Raw genomic sequence first — 21,299 nt, 5'->3', positions numbered from 1 at the left:
ACCCGCCGTCCGCGCCCCGTCCCAGGAGCGGGTCTTTCGGCCCTCTCCGTCGTGCCTTGCTTGGCCCTAGCGTGCAGCCAGGCACGACGGAGAGAGGGCTGATGTGGGATGAGTGACTTCCCCTACGCCGGGCGGTTCCCGGTCAACCGCCGGCTGCCCGAGCGCGGCCGGCCACGGGAGGAGGTTCTCGCCGAGCTGCGCACGATGGCGGCCGAGGAGGACGCGACCTGGGAGACCGGCAAGTGCTCGGGGACGATGTACTCGGGGGACCACGACCACTACCGGTACCTCAACGAGGTGTTCGGGCTGTTCGCCCACGTCAACGTGCTCCAGCGCGACATGTGCCCCAGCGCGACGAAGTTCGAGGGCGAGGTCATCGCGATGGCCCTCGACCTCATGCACGCGGACGCCGTCGAGGGGACGACACCGGCGGGTCTGGTCACCAGCGGGGGGACCGACAGCATCCTGCACGCGATGCTCTCCTACCGCGAGCACGCCGCCCAGCACCGGGGCATCGACGGCTCGAGCGGCCGTCCCAACATCGTGAAGCCGGAGACCGCGCACCCGGCCTTCGACAAGGCCGCGCACCTGCTCGGGCTCGAGCTGCGCGTCGTCCCGGTCACCGAGGACACGACCGTCGACCCGGCGGCGGTCGCGGAGCGGATCGACGAGCGCACCATCGGCATCATCGGCTCGGCCTGCAACTACGGCTACGGCACCATCGACCCGATCGCCGACCTCGGGCGGCTGGCGCTCGAGCGCGACGTGCCGCTGCACGTCGACGGCTGCCTTGGCGGGTTCATCCTGCCGTTCGGCGAGCAGCTCGGGTACGACGTGCCGCCGTTCGACTTCCGCGTGCCCGGTGTCACGACGATCTCGGCGGACACCCACAAGTACGGCTACTCGTTCAAGGGCACCTCCACGCTGCTGTTCCGCGACAAGGCCTACCGCAACGCGCAGTACTTCCAGCTGGTCGGCTGGAGCGGCGGCAAGTACATGTCGCCCAGCATCGCCGGGTCCCGCTCCGGTGGCCTGCTCGCGGCCACGTGGGCGTCGATGGTCGAGTACGGACGCGAGGGCTACCTCGAGCACGCGCGGGCGATCTTCTCGACGGCGGAGCGGATGAAGGCCGCCGTGCGGTCGCACCCCGAGCTGCGGATCCTCGGCTCGCCGACGTTCTGCTTCAGCTTCACCTCCGACGAGTTCGACATCTACCACGTCGCCGACCTCATGCGGGAGCGTGGCTGGCGGTTCAACGGCCAGCAGTACCCGAACGCGATCCACATGGCCGTGACCGGCCCGCAGACCCGGCCGGGGGTCGTCGAGCAGTTCGAGGCAGACCTCGCCGAGGCCGTCCCGTACGCCGTCGCGAAGGCCGCCGCCGGCGAGGATGCCTTCAGCGGGGCGATCTACGGGGGCGTCGTCGGCGGGCTGACCGACGAGGTCGCGGACTTCGTGGGCGCGATCATGACCGACATGCTGGACACCCAGCAGTCCCTCCCGCCGGAGGAGGGGTGACCGAGCCGGCCGACCGGCTGGTGCTCGCGGTCGACCTGGGCACCGGGGGCCCCAAGGTCGGCCTGGTCACGACGCGCGGCGACGTCCTCTGGTGGCGGCACCGACGGGTCACGACCCACCTCGGCCCCGACGGCGCGGCCACCCAGGATGCCGAGGAGTGGTGGCGGCTGGTCGTCGAGGGCACCCGCGCCGGCCTCTTCGAGTCCGGTCTCGACGGGGACCGGGTGGTCGCCGTCGCCGTCACCGGCCAGTGGGCGAGCACGGTCCCCGTCGACGAGCACGGCGTCCCCGTCGGCGACTGCCTGATGTGGATGGACTCCCGCGGCCGCGAGCACTCCCGCGCGGTCGTCGCCGGCCCGGTGTCGGGCTACGACCCGCGGGCCCTGACGAGCTGGGTGCGGCGCACGGGCGGGATCCCGTCGACCAACGGTGACGACCCCGTCGGCCACCTGCTGTTCCTCGAGCGCGACCTGCCCGAGGTCGCGGCCCGCGCGCGGTGGTACCTCGAGCCCGTCGACCACCTCACGATGCGGTTCACGGGGCTGCCCGCCGCGTCCCACATGTCGATGACCGCGGCCTGGCTGACCGACAACCGGCACCTCGACGTGCTCGAGTACGACCCGGTGCTCGTCCGGCGCTCCGGCGTACCGGTCGAGAAGCTGCCGCCGCTGGTCCCGACCGGATCGGTCGTCGGGCGGGTGCAACCGGCGGTCGCCGAGCTGCTCGGCATCTCCGCGGACGCGGTCGTGGTCACCGGCCTGCCCGACCTGCACGGCGCGACGATGGGCTCCGGGTTCGTCGGCGCCTACGAGGCGCACGTCTCGATCGGGACGACCGGCTGGATCGGCTGCCCGCTGCCGGAGAAGAAGACCGACGTCGTGCGCCAGCTCGCGGCGGTCCCGGGCCTCGGGGCGTGGTCCGAGGTGCCCTACCTGCTCGGCAACAACCAGGAGACCGCCGGTCGGTGCCTGGAGTGGTTCCGGGACACGGTCGCGGGCGGGGTGACCGGCACAGCGACGTACGACGAGGTGGTCGCCGCCGCGGCGACCTCACCGCCGGGCGCGCGCGGGGTGGTGTTCACGCCCTGGCTGGCGGGGGAGCGGAGCCCCGTGGACGACCGGTCGGCGCGGGCCGGGTTCCACCACGTCTCGCTGACGACCTCGACCGCGGACCTCGCGCGCGCCGTGCTGGAGGGCGTCGCGTTCAACGCCCGCTGGCTGCTCGAGGCCGCCGAGCACTTCACCGGCCGTCGTCTGGATCCGCTGCGGATGGTCGGCGGCGGGGCGCAGTCCGACCTGTGGTGCCGGATCGTCGCGGACGTCTGCGACCGGACCGTCGAGCAGGTCGCCGAGCCGTTGCTGTGCGGGCTGCGCGGGGTCGCGCTGGCGGCCGGGCTCACCCTCGGCGACATCGAGCGGCACGAGCTCCGCGGCCTGGTCCCCGTGGCCGGGGTCTTCGTCCCCGACCCGGCCACCCGGGACGTCTACGACCGGCAGTTCGCGGAGTTCCCGCGGCTCTACAGGTCGCAGCGCCGGATGTCGCGTCGGCTCGGCGGTCAGGCGGTCGGGGGCGCGTAGGTCCCGCGCCCCGTCGGCAGCGGCAGGTCGAGCGTGGTGCGGATGCCCGGGGGAGCGGCGCGGACGTCCGGGATCGAGTTCACGATCCGGCCGCACGCCGCGACGATCGCCGCGTGGTTGTGGTCGCCGTGCTCGCTGCTGGGCACGATGTCGACGACGTAGCTGGGCTCGCCGGTGATCTCGACGCGGTAGGCGCCGCCGCCGGAGGTCGGGCGCGCCCAGTCGGGCCGGAGGTCGTCGCGGGTGCGGGTGACGTGCTCGACCACGATGGCCGGGTGTCCGGCCACCATCCCCGAGATCGAGAACTTCAGGGCCGCGATCGTGCCCTGCTCGATCCGCCCGGCCGCGATGTCGTAGGACTCCGGCGCCGGCTCGGCCTCCCAGTGCTCGAGCACCTCGTCGACCTCGATGCCGAGGCCGGCGGCGATCATCCGGATCGCCGTCCCCCACGCGAAGCCGAGGACGCCGGGCAGGAAGAGCAACGGCGTCTCGCCGAGCGGCTTGCCGAACCCCATCAGGTCGAACATCACCTCGGCCCCGTCGTACGTCGCGTAGTCGGCGAGCTCGTAGCAGCGGACCTGCTCGACGCGCTGGCAGGTGCTGGCCAGGGCCAGTGGGACCAGGTCGCTGGCGAACCCGGGGTCGACGCCGGTCAGGTAGACGGTTGCGCCGCCGGCGCGGGCGGACGCCTCCACCTTCTCGATGACGGCGTCCGGCAGCGTCCCCCAGGGGTACTGCAGGGTGCCCGGCGCGGAGCCGACGACGTCGATCCCGGCCTCGAGCAGCCGGCGGACGTCCTTCGTGGCCTCGACGGGGCGGGTGTCGCCCATCGCGCAGTAGACGGCGCACTCGGGCCGTGCCGCGATCAGCTCCTCGAGGCTGCCGACCGCGGTGATCCCGGTGGTGACGTCCAGGCCGGCGAGCTCGCCGGCGTCGCGGCCGACCTTGTCGGCGCTGGAGGTGCTGACGGCGACCAGGTCGAACCGCGGGTCGGTGATCAGCTGGCGCAGGGTGAGCCGGCCGGCGTTGCCGGTCGCGACCTGGGCGACGCGAACGGACACGGCCACCTCGTTTCTAGAACCTGTTCTAGTCGATGCTATCGTGCCGCGCATGGGTCGTGTCGAGGGCAAGGTCGCGCTCATCAGCGGCGGGGCGCGCAACATCGGCGGCGCGACGGCCCGGATGCTGGTGGCCGAGGGTGCCCGGGTCGTCATCGGCGACCTGCTCGACGACGAGGGGGAGGCGCTCGCGGCCGAGCTCCGCGAGACGGCCGGCGGTGACGCCGCCCGTTACGTCCACCTCGACGTCACCTCCGAGGACGACTGGACGGCCGCCGTCGCGCTGACGGTCGGCGAGCACGGACGGCTCGACGTCCTCTTCAACAACGCGGGGATCTTCAACGGCGGCCAGCTCCAGCGCTACCGGCGCGAGCAGTGGCAGGAGATGCTCGACGTCAACCTGACCGGCGCCTTCCTCGGGATGAAGGCCGCCGCCGACGCGATGATCGCCTCCGGGGGTGGCTCGATCGTCAACACCTCCTCGATCGAGGGGCTGCGCGGGACGCCGTGGGCACACGGGTACGTCGCCTCGAAGTGGGGCCTGCGCGGCCTGACCAAGTCGGCCGCCATGGAGCTCGCCCCGCACGGCGTCCGGGTCAACTCGGTGCACCCCGGTCGCATCTCGACCCCGGCGACCGACGCGATGCCGGAGGACCTGATCCCGATCCCGCTGGGACGCCCCGGACAGCCCGACGAGGTCGCCGCCGCGGTGCTGTTCCTCGCCAGCGACGAGTCGTCGTTCATCACCGGCACCGAGCTCGTCGTCGACGGCGGCACGGTCATGCACATCCCGACCAGGCTCTAGCCGCAGCCCCCTCGCCGCTGCCTGCTCGCCACAGCCCCTAGCCGCAGCGCGACCGACGCGGGACCATCGCCTCTAGGAGCGGGCCGGTGCCGCGAGCACAGTCGGCTCCGGGGGTGGGACGTCCTGCCCCCGGACGGGAGGCAGGACATGTGTCGTTGGCTGGCCTACTCGGGTGCTCCGGTGCGCCTGGAGGATCTGCTGTTCAAGCCGAAGAACTCGCTGGTCATGCAGAGCATGCACTCGAAGATGGGTGCGACCACGGTGAACGGCGACGGCTTCGGCGTCGGCTGGTACGCCGACGAGGGCCGGCCGGGTGTCTACCGCAGCACGGAGCCGGCGTGGAACGACAGCAACCTGCGTGAGCTCTCCGGCGTCACGCAGTCCCGCCGGGTGTTCGCGCACATCCGGGCGACCACGGGCACGGCCGTCCAGCAGACCAACTGCCACCCGTTCCGCCACGAGGACCGGCTCTGGATGCACAACGGGGTGCTCACCGACTTCCACCAGGTCAAGCGTGACCTGGCCCTCGCGGTCGACCCCGACCTGTTCGCCGACATCGAGGGCTCGACCGACTCCGAGATGTTCTTCTTCCTGGCACTGACCTTCGGCCTGCGTGACGACCCGCCGGCGGCCGTCGCCCGCGCGGTCGGGTTCATCGAGGAGACCGGCCGGCGGCACGGGATTGCCGAACCGATCCAGATGACCGTGGCGACCACGGACGGCGCGACCACCTGGGCGTTCCGCTACTCCAGCGCCCACCAGTCGCGGTCGCTGTTCCACAGCACCGACGTCTCGACGCTCCGCGCGCAGTACCCGGACAACCCGACGCTGCACGACCTGTCGGACGACGCCCGGCTGGTGGTCTCCGAGCCGCTGGGCGACCTGCAGGGCGCCTGGCGCGAGGTGCCGGAGTCGTCGTACGTCGTCGTGCACGGCGCGGGGGAGGACCTGCACCCGTTCGCGCCGGTGGCGCCGTAGGGCTGACCGTCAGGGTGGTGTCAGCTCCTCGTCACGCTGGGCCTCTTGCTCGCCGACGACGCCGTCCTCGACGGCCACGCCGTCGAAGTAGATGAAGCCCATGAGCAGTGCCAGGAACGGGCTGACGAGCGCGACCGCGACCCCGGGGATGAGGTTGACGACGAGGAACGGCATCTGGAACGCCAGGAGCAGGAGCGACCCGATCAGCCCGCCCGCGACCAGGGCGACGATCGAGCCGAAGGTCATCAGGAAGGTGACCTTGACCCACTGGTGCCGGACCAGCCGGATGCTCCGCCACAGGGCGCGCGGTCCCCAGGTCCGCTCGAGCAGGACGACCGGGATCATGGCGGTGCTGAAGATCACCAGCGCGAGGGCCAGCGGGACCAACCACACCGTCAGCACGAGCAGGAGCACCCCGACGGAGAGCACGACGAGCGTCCCGACCAGGGGCAGCGACCGTCGGAGCGCCAGGGCGTACGAACGACCCAGCGCCGCCCGGCCGTTCGCGTCGAGGTCGGCAAGGGTCTGGACGCTGGCGGCGTGGGAGATCAGCGTGACCACGGCGGCGAGCAGGGTCCCGGCGGTGACCAGGACTGCGCCCCATCCGTGCGGCTGCGGAGAGGTCTCGGCCAGCATCGGGGTGTTCGTGACGAGCTGCCGGGCGACCCCCTCGAGGACGTCGAGGGCGGCGACGACGGCGCTGATGCCGAGGAACAGGAGCGGCGCCCGCCGGTAGGCGAGCCAGACGCTCACCAGCGTCTCGCCGAACGTGCGGTGCTGGCGCGCGGGGAAGGCGCGGGCAGTCGACCAGGACGCGCGCCGGACCAGCCACACGACCGCGATCACGACGGCGGTCAGGACGGCCAGCACCGGCAGCGGGTTGGCGGTGTACTCGCGCAGCGTCACCGAGCCACGTCCGACAAGACCGCAGAAGAAGGTGGTGGTCTTGACGCCGACCACGCTGCCGCCCGGGACGGCGTAGCTGCGGTCGTTCACCTCCGCGGACCAGTCGAACGGCTTCGTCCAGGCGCCCTTCGCCTCGGGCCCGGTCGGGCCGTTGTAGAAGGAACGAGCCTCGGCCTGGCCCCAGCCGCCCTTGTAGAGCGTCCACGGGAACTCGCGGGCCGCGGCTGCGGGGTCGCTCGGGACGGACACCACCTGGGGACCCACGCCGGGGTCGGGGTCCAGCGTGGTGTCGCACCCCAGACCCTGGCTGCCCGAGCGCAGGAGGAAGAGCGCCGACTCGTAGTGGTTCGAGTGCGACCCGGCGGAGACGAAGACGGTCGGGTGGGTGCTGTCGACCAGCTGGAGCTTGGAGTCTCCCCAGATCGCCTGCTCCCGGCCTTCGTGGGCGCTGTACACGGTGCGGGTCGGGGTGGTGGTCAGGGCCTCCGCCGCGGTGTCGGCGTCGAACTCGACCTGGATCATCTCCCAGTCGCTCTCGTGCTTGTTGTTGAAGTCGTTGAACGGGTAGTAGAACCAGTACTGCAGCGCGAGCTTGCCGGGCACGTCGGGCTGGGTGACGACGTGGGAGTAGACCGTCGCCGGGGAGTCGGCCCAGACCCGGTCGAACCAGGTCTCGTAGCTGCACCCCGGCTTGAGGGGGTCGCCGGGGAAGTCGAGGGCGTATCCGTCGAGCGGGTGGGCGAGGTCCTCCGCGGACGGTGCGACCTCGATCAGGTCGTGGGTCGACCAGGGGCCGCGCAGGGCCACGCTCGGGTTGTCGAAGAGCGGGTCGACGTTGCTCGGCCGGAACGGTTCTCCGGGCCCGCAGTCGGTCGCCTGGTGCACCAGCCTGACCACCGGCGCGTACTTCTCGGCCAGCTGCTGCTCGGCGTCCGCGGTCGGCGCTGCGGCCGCCGCAGCGCCACCGGTGGTCGGAACGAGGACGAGGACGGCGAGAGCGACGAGGCCGGCCGCCACGCGCGCTGGGGCGGACCGGCGGTACCGGTGCTGGTCCCTCCGGCGTGACCGCGCTGCTGGTGCTGACACCGTCATGGTCGGGCGCTCCGCTGGTCCGTCGGATGGGTGCGCTCCCCACCCTCCGAGGCGCGGCCACTGGTCTGCAGGGCGCAAGGTCCCGTGCCGTCCGGGCCGAAGGTCATCCACCTCGGCGGAGCCCGGCTCGACCAACGGTGGATCGAGCGCGCGCGTCCGGGCGCGCCCGGTCGCTTGCTCACCGACGAGGTGGGAGGCCACGTGCTGGGTGCCAGAAGGCCCTGGGTCCGAGGACCAAGGTCCCTCCCTTCTCCCGGGGCGGCGCCCTACAACGGTAGGAAGCCGGACCCGTCGGCCCTGTTCTCGAGCGAGGAGCACCCATGAAGGTCCAGCCGCGGCCATCGGTCGGCGTCCTCGTCTTCGTCGCCTACCTCGCCGTCTTCTACGGGGTCTGGATCGCGACCGGCATCGAGTACAAGAACGTCGGCGACTCCGCCAGCACCCTGCTCAAGTGGTACGTCGCACCGCTCGCGGCCGGGACGGTGATGCTGGTCATCGCGGCCACGGCGCTCGGCTGGTGGCGCGCGGCCCTCGTCGAGGTCCGCAAGGCGCCGCGGTGGACGCTCATCACGCCGGCGCTGATGCTCCTGCTCGGGCTCGTCTCGCTGACGCAGAAGGACTACTCCGACACGACGAGCCGGATGTGGCTCTACCTGCTGGTCGGCAGCATCGGCGTCGGGTTCTGCGAGGAGCTCGCGACCCGCGGACTGCTCCTGGTCGGCCTGCGCGGCACGCTCAGCGAGCGCCAGGTGTGGCTCTGGAGCTCGCTGCTCTTCGGCCTGATGCACCTGCCGAACTGGGCCTTCGGAGGCGGACCCGGAGCGGTCGGCCAGGTCGGGCTGGCGTTCCTCTCGGGCACGACCTTCTACCTGCTCCGACGCGGGACCGGGATGCTGCTGTTCGCGATGGTGCTGCACGGGTTCTGGGACTGCGCGGCCTTCGTGGACAGCGGCGGTGCCATCGTGGCCTTCCTCAACATCCCGGTCGGCATCGCCTCCGTCGTCATCGCGCTCCGGCTGACCAAGCTCGACCGCGACGAGCCCACTCTGGCGCCGTACGCCGTCGCGCAGCAGCCCGTCGCGGCCTGAACGCTCACTCGTGCTCGCCGCTCTCCGCTCACGGCTGGTCCCCGAGCAGCAACGTCGTACTCTCGAGGAGCTGACGGACGACCTCGTCCTGCGGCAAGGGGACCGTCGGTCGAAGACCACGGCGTTCTGGACGATGCTCGTGCTGTCGTCGGTCATCGCCTCCGCAGGGATCCTCAACGACTCCACGGCGACGGTCATCGGCGCGATGATCATCGCCCCGCTCTCGACCCCGATCATGGGTCTCGCGCTGGCCGCGGTGAAGGGACGGCGCAACGGGTCGCTGTTCTACGTCGCGATCGGGGTGGTCCTGGTCGTCGGCGTCGGCGTGCTGTTCTCCCTGGTCCCAGCCACCGAGCCGCTCGCCGACAACAGCCAGATCACCTCCCGGGTCTCGCCCAACCTGGTGGACCTCGCGGCGGCCGTGGCGACCGGACTCGCGGGGGCGGTCGCCCTGGCACGCCGCGACGTCGCGGCCGTCCTTCCGGGCGTGGCGATCGCGATCTCCCTCGTGCCGCCCCTGGCGGTCGTCGGGGTCTGCCTGGGGGAGGGCGAGGTCGAGTGGGCGCTCGGTGCGTTCCTCCTGTTCTTCTCCAACTTCGTCGCGCTCGAGCTCGCAGGGGTGTTCGTGTTCGCCGTCCTGGGCTACGAGCTCACGCCGGTCGGCGGGCTCACCCCGGATCCCCGACGCTCGCGCATGAAGCTCGGGGCGCTCCTGCTCCTCGTGCTCGTGCCCCTCGGGCTCAACACCGCGGCGGCGTGGTTCATCGCCTCGTGGACGTCGACCGTCGACGACGTGGCCACCCAGTGGCTCGCCGACGATCCGGCCGCCCGCGTGACCGGGGTCGACCACACCGGTGTCACCGTCGTGATCCATGTCGAAGCGCCGGACGGGCTGCCGCCGTCGAGCCAGCTGCTCGACCAGCTGCACGGGCAGGTGCCGAGCGGGCTGGGGGTCCAGATCGACCTCACCCACGGCGAGACCATCGACGTCGGGACGGTGGAGTAGGCGTGGTTCGGGCCCGCCGGCGCCGCCGGGCCGTCATGCTGGGTGCCGCCTACCCCGCTGCACCTCGCGACCAGGAGCCCTGATGCCTCGCCCCGTCGGGACGGACCCCGAGCAGTCGGGCGGCTACCTGCCCGGGCTGGACGGCCTGCGTGCGCTGGCCGTGGTGGCGGTGCTGGGCTACCACCTCGGGGTGCCGTTGATGAGCGGCGGCCTCCTCGGCGTCGGGATGTTCTTCACGCTGAGCGGTTTCCTCATCACCCGGATCCTCGTCTCCAGCCACGACCGCACCGGGACGTTCCAGCTCCGGCGGTTCTGGGTGCACCGCGCCCGGCGGCTGCTGCCCGCGGTCGTGCTGGTGCTGGTCACCGTGCTCGCCGGGACGGCGCTGGTCGACCGAGCCGCGCTCGGCCGGCGCTGGGGCGAGTCCTGGGGCGCGCTCGCCTACGTGGCCAACTGGCACACCATCGCGCGCGGAGACACCTACTTCGACCGGTTCGCCGGCCCCGGGCCGCTGGACCACCTGTGGTCGCTCTCGGTCGAGGAGCAGTTCTACCTCGTGTGGCCGCTGCTGCTGATCGCGATGTTCCGGCTCCGGCTCACGAGGGCCCACATCATCGCGACCACAGCCGCCGCTGCGGTCGTGTCGTTCGCGCTGCTGTCCATCCTCGCTGTGCCGGGGTTCGACCACACCCGGGCCTACGAGGGCACCGACACCCGGGCCGGCGGGATCCTGGTCGGGGCCGTGCTCGCCCTGTGCTGGCCACAGGTGGTCGCGGCGGTGACCGGCAGCGCCACGGTCCGGAACGCCGTCCAGGCCGCCGGCGTCCTCGGCATCGTCGTGGCCGGGTGGCTGGTCGCCACCACCGACGACTACTCGCTGGGGCTCTACGACGGGGGCATCCTCGCCCTCTCGGTGGCCACCGCCGCGACGGTGGCAGCGGTCGCTGCACCCGACGGCGTACTGAACCGGGTGCTCGGCGTCGAGCCGCTGCGCTGGATCGGCGAGCGCTCCTACGGCATCTACCTGTGGCAGCTGCCGCTCGTCGTGGCGGTCGGCACGACCGCCGTCGCCGGCAGCTGGCTGGTGACCTCGGTCGTCCTCGTGGCCGCCACGCTGGTGCTCGCCGAGCTCTCGTGGCGGCTCGTCGAGGACCCGATCCGACGGCACGGCTTCGCCGGGGCGCTCCGGCAGGTCCGTCGGGTCACCGTGCCCCCGGTCCGCGGCACCGTCCGGGTCCTCCACGTCCCGGTGGTTCCGGCGGGAGCCGCCTGCCTCGTCGTGCTCGGCGTCCTGACGCTGGCAGCCGGTCCCCTGGACACCCCCGGGAGCGAGCAGTCGGCTCTGATGGGGTCCGCGATGCCGCCGGTCCCGCCGGACGTCGGCACCGTGACCACCCCGGCCGGACGGGCCACGGCGCACGCGCGGGCCGGCTCGTCGTCACGCGGGCACCACCCGCGCCAGCAGCACCCACGTCGACAGGAACCGCGGCGGCCGCTGCAGACGTCCTGCCGCGCGGTCGCCCACATCGGCGAGTCCACCTCGATCGGGCTCGTCGACCCGGCGTACCTGCCCGACCCGGCGGCCCGCCTGCCCGCCCGCCTGCGCGCCCACGGCGTCCGCGAGGTCCGCACCGACATCCTCGGGGCCCGGTCGATCGTGGAGCGCTGGCACGACCAGCCGAACGCCCAGGAGGGCGTCCAGGCGTTGCGGGACGAGGGGTTCGAGGGCTGCTGGACGGTGGCGATGGGGACCAACGACTCCGCCAACCAGGTCGTCGGCGGGGTATACCCCTACGGCGAGCGGATCGACCTGCTCATGGAGGCCATCGGGCCCGAGCCGGTCCTCTGGCTGACCGTGAAGAGCCGCCTCGGCAGCGGTCCGTACGACGACGAGAACATGCGCGCCTTCGACGACGCCCTGCTCGCCGCCTGCGAGCGGTACCCCAACCTGCGCGTCTACGACTGGCGTGCCGAGGTCCACGACGACTGGTTCGTCTCCGACCGCATCCACTTCACCAGTGCCGGCTACGCGGCCCGCGCCACGCGGATCGGGAACGCGCTCGCCCGAGCGTTCCCGGCCGACGGCGCCCCGTCGCCCGACTGCGTCGTGGGGTCCGGCCTGGGATGAGCGCGACGACTGGTCCGGACCAGCCAATCCGGGGGCCCGCCGGCGCCGAACCTGCGCGCGAGAGGGAAGGACGGGTGAGGGAGCAGGACAACGTGCGTGAGACAGCGCCGAGCGTCGTCGTCGTGAGCCGCGTCCCGGTCGTGAAGGCCGGCCTGGAGTCGTTCCTGGCGCCGGACGTGGGGGTCCGGCTCGTGGACGGGGTGGACGTCGTCGACCCCACCACCCCGCGGGACGTGACGATCTACGACCTCTCCGGGCTGGTCCACGACGAGCAGGAGCTGCGGATGCTCGTGGGGTCGAGCGCCGTGGTCGCGCTCCGGCCCGTTGGTCGCGACGACCTGGCGGAGCGGGCGGCGGAGCTCGGGGTCGCCGCGGTCGTGCCCCTGGAGGCGAGCAGGTCGGAGCTGCTCGAGCTCATCGGGCGGCTCGTCGCGGAGCCCGGCACGCAGCCGGAGGGCGGCCGACGCACCCACGGGCTGTCGCGCCGGGAGGAGGAGATCGTGCGGCTGATCGCCGCCGGGCGGACCAACGGCGAGATCGCCGACCAGCTCTACCTCAGCGTCAACAGCGTGAAGACCTACATCCGCACGGCCTACCGGAAGATGGGGGTGAGCCGGCGCTCGCACGCCGTCGTGTGGGCGGTCGAGCACGGCCTGACCCGGCGCTGACGCCTCAGGTCAGCGAGAGCCCGACGACCGCTGCCGGCAGCACGACCAGGGCGACGTTGCTCACCAGGTCGAAGGTGATGTGGTGCCGCCAGCCGATGGACGCGGCGACGACGCCGGCCACCACCGACAGGGCGAAGGCCGGCTGGCTGCCGACCAGGCTGCTCCCCGCGGCCCACCCGACGAGCGTCCCGATCACCAGCACGACCACCCACATGATCGTGCGGTCCTCGGCCGGCCCGGTCCCGTGCTCCGTCATGACGTGACCAGTACCCCGATCCCCGGCTCCCGACACGGTGACTGGACCACCGGCTCCGACCGCGGCCGGCCCCTGGGTCAGAGCCGCCGACCCGGCAGTCGATGAGCTGGCGGCGGGTGAGCAACCGTCTGGCAACGACCATCGGTTGCTGGCTCACCGGACGGTCCTCCGGCGGCCGCGATCCGCACGACCAGGGACAGACCCGGTCAGAGGAAGCGACGCAGCTTGGCCACCGACTCCGACGGGATCGTGGCGGCGATGCCCTCCCCGATCGCCCGGAGCCGCCAGCCGTCGCCGTCGCGCTTGAGGCTGGCCATCACCAGGCCGGTCTCCGCCACGCCGTAGGTCAGCGTGAAGCGCGCGAGCTCGACGTCCTGCGCCTCGTCGACGAGCCGGCAGTAGGCGTGCCCGACCCATTCCAGCGAGTGCCCTTGGTAGCTGCTGACCATGAACACGATCTGGTCGACCGGGCCGTGCACCTTGCCGAGGTCGACCGTGATCGCCTCGTCGTCGCCCTCGCCCTTGCCGGTGAGGTTGTCGCCGAGGTGCACGACGGAGCCGTCCCGGGTCTGGAGGTTGTTGTAGAAGGCGAGGTCGAAGAGCTGGTCGCCGGTGAACTGCACCGCGGTCGCGTCCAGGTCGACGTCGGGTCGGCCGGTGCCGGCGAACCCGGCGTTGCGGATGTTGTCCCAGCCCAGTCCCATCCGCACCCGGTTGACGGGGGAGCCGTCCTCGGTCGTCAGCAGCAGGTCCTCGCCCTTGCTCAGCTCGATCACTCGACGAACCTATCCCGGCGCCGACCCGCCCGTCCGGCGTACGGCCGCGCGCGGATGCGGGGAGCCGCAGCCGGAAACGGTAACCTCACGTGCGTGCTGGCAGTGACGGCAGCGGGTGTGGCATGAGCGCGGACGAGCAGGTCCGCCCCCTCCCCGAGCGGACCGGGAGAACCGGTCGGACGAGCGAGCGACGGGACACGTCGCCCGCCGACGGCACGCGCCGTGACGCCGTCCGGCTGACGATCGTCCTGTGGTCGATGGCCGCGGTCTTCGGCGCGGTCACCCTGGCGCGCTCGGAGCTCGTCGACATCCCGCTGCGGGACCCCTCCGGCCGGATGTTCAGCGGCCGGCTCACCAGCGCCTTCACGCTGCTCCTCGTCCTCGTCCTCGTCGACGCGATCGTGCGGGCGCTCCGGCGACAGCCCTCGGTGGCCGGGCTCGTGCGTGGTCTGCTCCCCGCGCTCCGGGAGCGCTGGACGCTCCGACGCTCGTTCCTCGTGGTGTCCGGACTCGTCGGCTACCACGTGATCTACGTCTGCTATCGCAACCTGAAGAGCTGGGACGCGTTCAACACCCCACGCGACGAGCAGCTGAGCGACTTCGACCGCATCCTCTTCCTGGGGCACAGCCCGGCGGGCGTGCTGCACTCCCTCCTGGGCACCGACCAGGCCGCGGTGGTGCTGGCGTTCTTCTACGAGTCCTTCGTGTACGTCGTGGTCGCTGCGGTCGTCGGGTCGCTCGCGCTGCTCCCGCGCATCAAGGACGGCTACGTCATGCTCCTCGCCGGTGCCTGGGTGTGGATCCTGGGCGTCGGCTCCTACTACCTCATCCCCAGCCTCGGCCCGTTCGCCTCGGCGCCGGCGGAGTTCGCGAAGCTGCGTCCGACCGGGGTCTCCGCGTCCCAGGCGGACTACCTCGTCGACCGTGCCCACCTGCTCGCGGACCCGTCCGCCCCCGACGCGTTCGCCAGCATCTCGGCGTTCGCGAGCCTCCACACGGCGTTCACCTGCGCGATCCTGCTGGTCGCCCTGCACCTGCGCCTGCGCCTGGTCGCGGCGGTCCTCGCGTGCTACCTCGTGACGGTGCTGCTGGCGACGGTCTACTTCGGCATGCACTTCGTGGTCGACGACATCGCGGGCGTCGCGATCGCCGTCGTGGCGGTCCTGCTCGCGCGGCTGACCGTCCACTGGCCGCGGGTCGACCGGGACGACGGCAGATGACGCTGGTCCAGCGGCCGCCGCTGACGATGACCGGGCGCTCCCGCACGGTCTCGCCGGTGCTGCTGGCGGTGCTCGTCGCCGCGGTGCTCCACCTGCTCTGGTGGCAGTTCCTCGCCACCTCCGGCGGCGACATCGCCGCCCAGGACGCCTGGGCCGAGTTCGCCCGGAGCCACCCCGACAGCGCCTACAACCTCGCCTGGTACGGCGGCATGCACCCGGTCTCGTACAGCGTGGTGTCGCCGTACATCATGGCCCAGCTCGGGGTGCGCGCCACGATGATCCTGGCCGGCACCATCTCGGCGGGGCTGCTGGCCTGGCTGGTCGTCGGCCGGCGGGAGGAGCGCGGCCGGTGGCTGCCCGCCCTCTACGGCGCGGTCGCCCTCGCCGGCAACGCGCTCTCCGGGCGGGTGACCTTCGCCCTCGGCACCCTCTTCGCGCTCGCCGCGCTCTGCGTCGTCTTTGCCTGGCCGCGCCCGACCCGCTCGACCACCGAGCGGTGGCTCCGCGGCCTGCTGGCGGTCGTCACCAGCGCGCTCGCGACCGCCGCCAGCCCGGTCGCCGGCGCCTTCCTCGGCCTGGTCGCGGCCACCCTCTGGCTGCGCAAGCGGCGCCCCGCGGCGTACGCGCTCGGCGTGCCCCCGGTGCTCGTCGTCGCGGCCTCGGCGCTGCTGTTCCCGTTCTCGGGTCGCCAGCCGATGGCGTGGTACTCCGCCATCTTGCCGATCGCCATGGGCGTCGCGGTCGTCATCCTCACCCCGCAGCGCTGGCGCACCGTCCAGGCGGGGGGCGCGCTCTACATCGTCGCGGTCCTCGCCGCCTGGCTCGTGCCGTCCCCGGTCGGCACGAACGTCTCCCGGCTGGGACTGCTCTTCGGCGGTGTCGTGCTGGTCGCCGCGATCACCCTGGGTGCCTGGCGCACCTCGCTGGTCGGCCGGCGCTACGGCGTCCGGGCCGCCCAGGTCGTCTTGGCCATGGCCCTGATCACGTCGACGATCTGGCAGGTCGCCTACGCCGTGCGCGACGTGGTGAGCTCGGCGCCTCCGGAGTCGTTCAGCTCCGACATCGGTCCGCTGCTCTACCAGCTCCGCGCCCGCCAGGCCGACCACGCCCGGGTCGAGGTGGTGCCGACCAAGAGCCACCGTGAGGCCGCCGCCATCGCGCCGCACGTGCCGCTGGCCCGAGGCTGGAACCGGCAGGCCGACGCCGAGCGCAACCCGGTGTTCTACCGCGACCGCGACCTGGACGCTCACTCCTACCGCCGCTGGCTGCACCGCTGGGCGGTCGGCTACGTCGTCCTCGCCACGACCGCCAAGCCCGACCCGGCCGCCGCTGCCGAGGCCGAGCTCGTGGCGGGCGGGCTGCCCTACCTGGACCAGGTGTGGGCGGACGACGAGTGGACGCTCTACCAGGTGCGGCGGGCCACGCCGCTCGTGTCGCCGCCCGCGACGGTGGTCGCCTACGACGCCGCCGAGCTCACCATCTCGACGCCGCGTGCGGGTCGGATCGTCGTCCGGATCGCCGACTCGCCCTGGCTGAGCCTGGTGGACGCGAACGGCGACCCGATCCCGAACGCGACCGACACCAACACCTGGTACGCCCTGGGCGGGGCCACCGACCCTGCCTGCCTCAGCGGCCTGGACGCCGACCTCACCGACGAGGGGGCCGGCGGGCCACGCGACGACTGGCTCGTGCTGCACGCGCCGGCCCCGGGGACCTACCGGATCGCCGCGCCGTACAAGCTCCCGCGCGGGACCTCGTGCCCGACCAGGGAAGATTGAGCGTTCAACGACTGTTGGCCCGGACATGAAGAAGATCGGGTTCCTCTCGTTCGGGCACTGGTCGCCGTCCCCGCACTCCGCGACGCGGTCTGCCGGCGACGCCCTGCTCCAGTCGATCGACCTCGCCGTCGCGGCCGAGGAGTTCGGCGCCGACGGCGCCTACTTCCGCGTCCACCACTTCGCGCGCCAGCTCGCCTCGCCCTTCCCGCTGCTGGCCGCCGTCGGTGCGCGCACCGAGCGGATCGAGATCGGCACGGGCGTGATCGACATGCGGTACGAGAACCCGCTCTACATGGCCGAGGACGCCGGCGCCGCGGACCTGATCGCGGGCGGGCGGCTCCAGCTCGGCATCAGCCGGGGATCACCGGAGCAGGTGATCGACGGCTACCGCTACTTCGGCTACACGCCGGCGGAGGGGACCGACCACGCGGACATGGCGCGCGAGCACGCCCGGGTCTTCCTCGAGGTGATCGGTGGGACCGGCTTCGCCCAGCCGAACCCGCGGCCGATGTTCCCCAACCCGCCGGGGCTGCTGCCGATCGAGCCGCACTCGCCGGGCCTGCGCGACCGGATCTGGTGGGGAGCGGGCACCCGCGCGACGGCCGAGTGGACCGCTCGGCAGGGGATGAACCTGATGAGCTCGACGCTGCTCACCGAGGACACCGGGGTCCCCTTCCACCAGCTCCAGGCCGAGCAGATCCAGCGGTTCCGCGACGCGTGGACCGAGGCGGGGCACGACCGCACGCCGCGGGTCTCGGTGAGCCGCAGCATCTTCCCGGTCGTCAGCGACATGGACCGCGCCTACTTCGGCCAGGAGGCAGGCAGCCAGGACCAGGTCGGCCACATCGACGGGGGCGTCGCCCGGTTCGGCAAGACCTACGCCGGGGAGCCCGACCGCCTGGTCGAGGAGCTGGCGGCGGACGAGGCGGTCGCGGCGGCCGACACATTGCTGCTGACGGTCCCCAACCAGCTGGGCGTGGACTACAACGCGCACGTCCTCGAGAGCGTGCTGACCCACCTGGCGCCGGCCCTCGGGTGGCGCTGACCCGAACCGGCGGCCCGGGTTGTCCCGTATACCCCTGGGGGGTATGCTGACGGCATGACCGACCAGCTCACCTCGTCCTTCACCGTCACCGGCATGACCTGCGCGCACTGCGTCGCCTCGGTCACCGAGGAGGTCCAGGAGATCCCCGGCGTCACCGCCGTGGACGTCGACCTCGCGACCGGCGCCCTCACCGTCACCAGCGCCGGACCCGTGGACGCCGACGCCGTGCGCGCCGCTGTCGACGAGGCCGGCTACCAGCTGGCATGAACGCCGGCGTCAAGGTCGCGGGCTTCGTCGCGGGGCTCGGGGTCGTCCTCGGGCTCTCGTGGGCGGCGGGTGCTGCTGTCGGGCCGGTGCTCGACGAGCCGGCGCCGGCGGCCCACGAGATGTCCGGCGAGGCGTCCGGTGAGATGGCCGAGGAGGCGTCGCACGGTGAGCCGGGAGCGCACGGGGACGCCGACCTGCTCCCGGGCGGCCTGGCCGTCGCCGAGGACGGCTACCGCCTGGACCTCGCGGACGACGCCCTGCCGGCCGGGTCCCAGCGGCTCGCCTTCACGATCGTCGGACCCGACGGGCAGCCGGTGACGGCGTACGACGTCGAGCACGAGAAGCAGCTGCACCTGATCGTGGTCCGCCGCGACTTCCGCGGCTTCCAGCACGTCCACCCGGTCCTCGACCCGGCCACGGGGGTGTGGACGACCGACGTGCGCCTGGCGCCCGGGGCCTGGCGGGTGCTCGCCGACTTCGTGCCGACGGGCGGCCCGGACCTCACCCTCGGCAGCGACCTGCAGGTGCCGGGTGCCGTCACCGTCCCGGCCACGGCGCCGGTCTCGCGCACGGACACCGTCGACGGCTACACCGTCACCGTGGCCGGCGACCTCGTCGCCGGCGAGCACTCGATGCTCACGATGACCATCGCCCGCGACGGGCGACCGGTCACGGACCTGCAGCCCTACCTCGGCGCCGCCGGCCACCTGGTCGCGCTGCGCGAGGGCGACCTCGCCTACCTCCACGTGCACCCCGGCGACGGCCTCGAGTTCGCCGCCGAGGTGCCGAGCCCCGGCCGCTACCACCTCTACCTCGACTTCCGGCACGACGACGTCGTGCGCACGGCCGACTTCGTCCTGGAGGCGTCGTGACCAGCGAGACCGAGCTGCTGCTGACCGGGATGACGTGCGCCTCGTGCGCCAACCGGATCGAGCGCAAGCTGAACAAGGTCGAGGGCGTCACCGCGACCGTCAACTACGCGACCGAGAAGGCCAAGGTCGTCTTCGACGACGCGGTGAGCACCGACGACCTGATCGCCGCGGTGGCGGCGGCGGGCTACGGCGCCCGGCTGCCCCAGGCGCAGCCGGACCGGCCCGAGGGCGACGAGGACCCCGAGGTCCGGTCGCTGCGCCAGCGGCTGCTCGTCTCCGCCGTGCTGTCCGTGCCGGTGGTCCTCCTGGCGATGGTCCCGGCCTGGCAGTTCACCTACTGGCAGTGGGCGTCGCTGACCCTCGCCGCGCCGGTCGTGGTCTGGGGCGCGTACCCCTTGCACAAGGCGGCCTGGACGAACCTGCGGCACGCCACGTCGACGATGGACACGCTGATCTCGATGGGCGTCCTCGCGGCGTTCGGGTGGTCGCTCTACGCCTTGTTCCTCGGCGACGCGGGGGAGCCCGGCATGCGGCACCCGTTCGAGCTGACCATCGAGCGGACCAGTGGCACGGACAACATCTACCTGGAGGCGGCCGCCGGCGTCACGACGTTCATCCTGGCCGGCCGGTTCTTCGAGGCGCGCTCGAAGCGCCGGGCCGGTGCCGCCCTGCGGGCGCTGATGGACCTCGGGGCCCGCGACGTCGCCGTGCTCCGGGACGGGGTCGAGCTCCGGGTCCCCGTGGACCAGCTCGCCGTCGGCGACCGGTTCGTCGTCCGGCCTGGGGAGAAGGTCGCCACCGACGGGGTGGTCGAGGAGGGCTCGTCCGCCGTCGACGCCTCGATGCTCACCGGCGAGTCCGTGCCGGTCGAGGTCGGTCCCGGCGACCTGGTCACCGGCGCCACCGTGAACGCCGGCGGTCGTCTGGTCGTCCGGGCCACCCGGGTCGGCTCGGACACCCAGCTCGCCCAGATGGCCCGGCTCGTCGAGGAGGCGCAGAACGGCAAGGCGTCCGCGCAGCGGCTGGCCGACCGGATCTCCGGCGTCTTCGTCCCGATCGTGATCGCGCTGGCGGTCGGCACCCTCGGCTTCTGGCTCGGCACCGGCGCCGGCGCAACCGCGGCGTTCACCGCGGCCGTCGCCGTGCTGATCATCGCCTGCCCGTGCGCCCTCGGCCTGGCCACGCCGACCGCGCTGATGGTCGGCACCGGCCGGGGGGCCCAGATGGGCATCTTGATCCGTGGTCCCGAGGTGCTCGAGCAGACCCGGACGGTGGACACGATCGTGCTGGACAAGACCGGCACCGTGACGACCGGTCGGATGTCGCTGACCGACGTGGTCGCCGCCGCGGGGGAGGACCGCGACGAGGTGCTCCGTCTCGCCGGGGCGCTCGAGGACGCCTCGGAGCACCCGATCGCCCGGGCGGTCGCGGACGCTGCCCGCGAGGCGGGACCGCTGCCCGCCGTCGAGGGCTTCGCGAACGTCGTGGGCCTCGGGGTGCAGGGCGTCGTCGACGGGCACGCCGTGTTGGTCGGGCGGCCGCAGCTGCTCGCCGAGTGGTCGCAGCACCTGTCGCCCGACCTCGAGCAGGCGCTGGCCGACGCCCGGTCGACCGGCGGCACGGCGGTCGCGGTCGGCTGGGACGGACGGGCGCGCGGCGTCCTGGTGGTGGCGGACCGGGTCAAGGAGACCTCGGCGGAGGCGATCGCGACGCTGCGCGGCCTCGGGCTGCGGCCGGTCCTGCTGACCGGCGACCACGAGACCGTTGCCCGGGCCGTGGCCGCCGAGGTCGGGATCGCACCCGACGACGTCGTCGCCGACGTCCTCCCGGCCGACAAGGTCGAGGTCGTCAAGCAGCTCCAGGCCGAGGGCCGGGTCGTCGCGATGGTCGGCGACGGCGTCAACGACGCCGCCGCGCTGGCCCAGGCCGACCTGGGCCTGGCGATGGGCACCGGCACCGACGTGGCGATCCAGGCCAGCGACCTGACGCTCGTGCGCGGCGACCTGAGGGTGGCAGCGGACGCGATCCGGCTCTCCCGGCGGACCCTGCGCACCATCCAGGGCAACCTGGTCTGGGCGTTCGGCTACAACGTCGCCGCCCTGCCGCTGGCGGCCGCCGGGCTGCTCAACCCGATGATCGCCGGTGCCGCGATGGCCTTCTCCTCGGTCTTCGTGGTCGGCAACAGCCTGCGGCTGCGCCGGTTCCGCTGACCGGTCGCCGGCCGGGTCGCCCGCCCCGGGTCGCCCCGTCGGTCACGTGCT

At 72.8% G+C, this 21,299-nt stretch carries 18 protein-coding genes; 14 read left to right on the top strand and 4 right to left on the bottom strand.

The genetic code is table 11. The features are described from left to right. Positions 1-108: 108 nt before the first annotated feature. A complete protein-coding gene (locus tag ACILQ5_RS00390; RefSeq protein ID WP_395655980.1) occupies positions 109-1,518 on the top strand; it encodes a pyridoxal phosphate-dependent decarboxylase family protein in 1,410 nt (469 codons plus the stop codon). Beyond that, complete coding sequence (locus tag ACILQ5_RS00385; RefSeq protein ID WP_395655979.1) at positions 1,515-3,095, top strand: FGGY-family carbohydrate kinase; 1,581 nt, start codon at positions 1,515-1,517, stop codon at positions 3,093-3,095. Before ACILQ5_RS00390 ends, ACILQ5_RS00385 begins: the two co-directional genes overlap by 4 nt. Here ACILQ5_RS00385 and ACILQ5_RS00380 read toward each other — a convergent pair. Beyond that, entirely contained in the window at positions 3,074-4,156 is a 1,083-nt protein-coding gene (locus tag ACILQ5_RS00380) for a diacylglycerol kinase (protein ID WP_395655978.1), read from the bottom strand. The genes ACILQ5_RS00385 and ACILQ5_RS00380 overlap by 22 nt on opposite strands. Before the next feature lie 49 nt (positions 4,157-4,205). Here ACILQ5_RS00380 and ACILQ5_RS00375 point away from each other — a divergent pair, with 49 nt between their 5' ends. Both ACILQ5_RS00375 and ACILQ5_RS00370 read left to right on the top strand, forming a co-directional pair. After that, on the top strand, positions 4,206-4,958 hold the full coding sequence (locus ACILQ5_RS00375; RefSeq protein WP_395655977.1) for a glucose 1-dehydrogenase: 753 nt from the start codon (positions 4,206-4,208) through the stop codon (positions 4,956-4,958). Positions 4,959-5,138: 180 nt separating this feature from the next. Beyond that, positions 5,139-5,936, top strand: a complete 798-nt coding sequence (locus tag ACILQ5_RS00370; protein WP_395655976.1) for a class II glutamine amidotransferase — start codon at positions 5,139-5,141, stop codon at positions 5,934-5,936. 9 nt (positions 5,937-5,945) lie between these two features. Here ACILQ5_RS00370 and ACILQ5_RS00365 read toward each other — a convergent pair whose 3' ends face one another. Beyond that, entirely contained in the window at positions 5,946-7,859 is a 1,914-nt protein-coding gene (locus ACILQ5_RS00365; RefSeq protein ID WP_395655975.1) for a hypothetical protein, read from the bottom strand. A gap of 395 nt (positions 7,860-8,254) precedes the next feature. Here ACILQ5_RS00365 and ACILQ5_RS00360 point away from each other — a divergent pair, with 395 nt between their 5' ends. The 4 genes from ACILQ5_RS00360 (at position 8,255) to ACILQ5_RS00345 (ending at position 12,824) form a co-directional block, all read left to right on the top strand. Then, positions 8,255-9,022: a lysostaphin resistance A-like protein gene (locus tag ACILQ5_RS00360; RefSeq protein WP_395655974.1), complete on the top strand. Its 768-nt coding sequence runs from the start codon at positions 8,255-8,257 to the stop codon at positions 9,020-9,022. Positions 9,023-9,032: 10 nt separating this feature from the next. Beyond that, positions 9,033-10,028 (top strand): TIGR00341 family protein, encoded by a 996-nt coding sequence (locus ACILQ5_RS00355; RefSeq protein ID WP_395655973.1) that lies wholly within the window; start codon positions 9,033-9,035, stop codon positions 10,026-10,028. A gap of 82 nt (positions 10,029-10,110) precedes the next feature. After that, positions 10,111-12,156 carry an acyltransferase family protein gene (locus ACILQ5_RS00350; RefSeq protein ID WP_395655972.1) on the top strand — a complete coding sequence of 682 codons (2,046 nt, stop codon included), beginning with the start codon at positions 10,111-10,113 and terminating at the stop codon, positions 12,154-12,156. A 74-nt stretch (positions 12,157-12,230) separates the two neighbouring features. Continuing rightward, a complete protein-coding gene (locus ACILQ5_RS00345) occupies positions 12,231-12,824 on the top strand; it encodes a response regulator transcription factor (protein ID WP_395655971.1) in 594 nt (197 codons plus the stop codon). A gap of 4 nt (positions 12,825-12,828) precedes the next feature. On the opposite strand, the gene ACILQ5_RS00340 is transcribed toward ACILQ5_RS00345, so the two are convergent. Further along, entirely contained in the window at positions 12,829-13,080 is a 252-nt protein-coding gene (locus ACILQ5_RS00340; RefSeq protein WP_395655970.1) for a hypothetical protein, read from the bottom strand. Between the two features lie 206 nt (positions 13,081-13,286). Continuing rightward, positions 13,287-13,856, bottom strand: a complete 570-nt coding sequence (locus tag ACILQ5_RS00335) for a TerD family protein (RefSeq protein WP_395655969.1) — start codon at positions 13,854-13,856, stop codon at positions 13,287-13,289. Between the two features lie 122 nt (positions 13,857-13,978). Here ACILQ5_RS00335 and ACILQ5_RS00330 point away from each other — a divergent pair, with 122 nt between their 5' ends. Genes ACILQ5_RS00330 through ACILQ5_RS00305 form a run of 6 tightly spaced genes read left to right on the top strand, consistent with a single transcriptional unit; the run spans position 13,979 to position 21,248 of the window. Continuing rightward, a complete protein-coding gene (locus ACILQ5_RS00330; protein ID WP_395655968.1) occupies positions 13,979-15,076 on the top strand; it encodes a phosphatase PAP2 family protein in 1,098 nt (365 codons plus the stop codon). After that, positions 15,073-16,854: an MFS transporter gene (locus ACILQ5_RS00325; protein WP_395655967.1), complete on the top strand. Its 1,782-nt coding sequence runs from the start codon at positions 15,073-15,075 to the stop codon at positions 16,852-16,854. The genes ACILQ5_RS00330 and ACILQ5_RS00325 overlap by 4 nt, the downstream gene beginning before the upstream one ends. Positions 16,855-16,879: 25 nt before the next feature. Continuing rightward, on the top strand, positions 16,880-17,899 hold the full coding sequence (locus ACILQ5_RS00320; RefSeq protein WP_395655966.1) for an LLM class flavin-dependent oxidoreductase: 1,020 nt from the start codon (positions 16,880-16,882) through the stop codon (positions 17,897-17,899). Positions 17,900-17,953: 54 nt separating this feature from the next. Further along, the gene (locus tag ACILQ5_RS00315) at positions 17,954-18,166 is read left to right on the top strand and encodes a heavy-metal-associated domain-containing protein (protein ID WP_395655965.1); all 213 of its coding nucleotides are present in this window, start codon (positions 17,954-17,956) and stop codon (positions 18,164-18,166) included. Further along, on the top strand, positions 18,163-19,038 hold the full coding sequence (locus ACILQ5_RS00310) for a hypothetical protein (protein ID WP_395655964.1): 876 nt from the start codon (positions 18,163-18,165) through the stop codon (positions 19,036-19,038). Before ACILQ5_RS00315 ends, ACILQ5_RS00310 begins: the two co-directional genes overlap by 4 nt. Positions 19,039-19,067: 29 nt before the next feature. Then, positions 19,068-21,248, top strand: coding sequence for a heavy metal translocating P-type ATPase (locus ACILQ5_RS00305; protein ID WP_395656309.1), 2,181 nt, complete (start codon positions 19,068-19,070; stop codon positions 21,246-21,248). Positions 21,249-21,299 lie beyond the last annotated feature (51 nt).

The organism is Nocardioides sp. (genome assembly GCF_044226305.1).
Classification (GTDB): Bacteria; Actinomycetota; Actinomycetes; order Propionibacteriales; family Nocardioidaceae; genus Nocardioides.
This window is presented reverse-complemented; position numbering and strand designations above follow the sequence as displayed.

Coding starts and splice junctions, on each gene's coding strand:
- ACILQ5_RS00330 (WP_395655968.1), top strand. CDS start 13,979: ATGAGCGCGGACGAGCAGGTCCGCCCCCTCCCCGAGCGGACCGGGAGA.
- ACILQ5_RS00305 (WP_395656309.1), top strand. CDS start 19,068: ATGACGTGCGCCTCGTGCGCCAACCGGATCGAGCGCAAGCTGAACAAG.
- ACILQ5_RS00340 (WP_395655970.1), bottom strand. CDS start 13,080: ATGACGGAGCACGGGACCGGGCCGGCCGAGGACCGCACGATCATGTGG.
- ACILQ5_RS00325 (WP_395655967.1), top strand. CDS start 15,073: ATGACGCTGGTCCAGCGGCCGCCGCTGACGATGACCGGGCGCTCCCGC.
- ACILQ5_RS00360 (WP_395655974.1), top strand. CDS start 8,255: ATGAAGGTCCAGCCGCGGCCATCGGTCGGCGTCCTCGTCTTCGTCGCC.
- ACILQ5_RS00390 (WP_395655980.1), top strand. CDS start 109: ATGAGTGACTTCCCCTACGCCGGGCGGTTCCCGGTCAACCGCCGGCTG.
- ACILQ5_RS00375 (WP_395655977.1), top strand. CDS start 4,206: ATGGGTCGTGTCGAGGGCAAGGTCGCGCTCATCAGCGGCGGGGCGCGC.
- ACILQ5_RS00350 (WP_395655972.1), top strand. CDS start 10,111: ATGCCTCGCCCCGTCGGGACGGACCCCGAGCAGTCGGGCGGCTACCTG.
- ACILQ5_RS00315 (WP_395655965.1), top strand. CDS start 17,954: ATGACCGACCAGCTCACCTCGTCCTTCACCGTCACCGGCATGACCTGC.
- ACILQ5_RS00310 (WP_395655964.1), top strand. CDS start 18,163: ATGAACGCCGGCGTCAAGGTCGCGGGCTTCGTCGCGGGGCTCGGGGTC.
- ACILQ5_RS00320 (WP_395655966.1), top strand. CDS start 16,880: ATGAAGAAGATCGGGTTCCTCTCGTTCGGGCACTGGTCGCCGTCCCCG.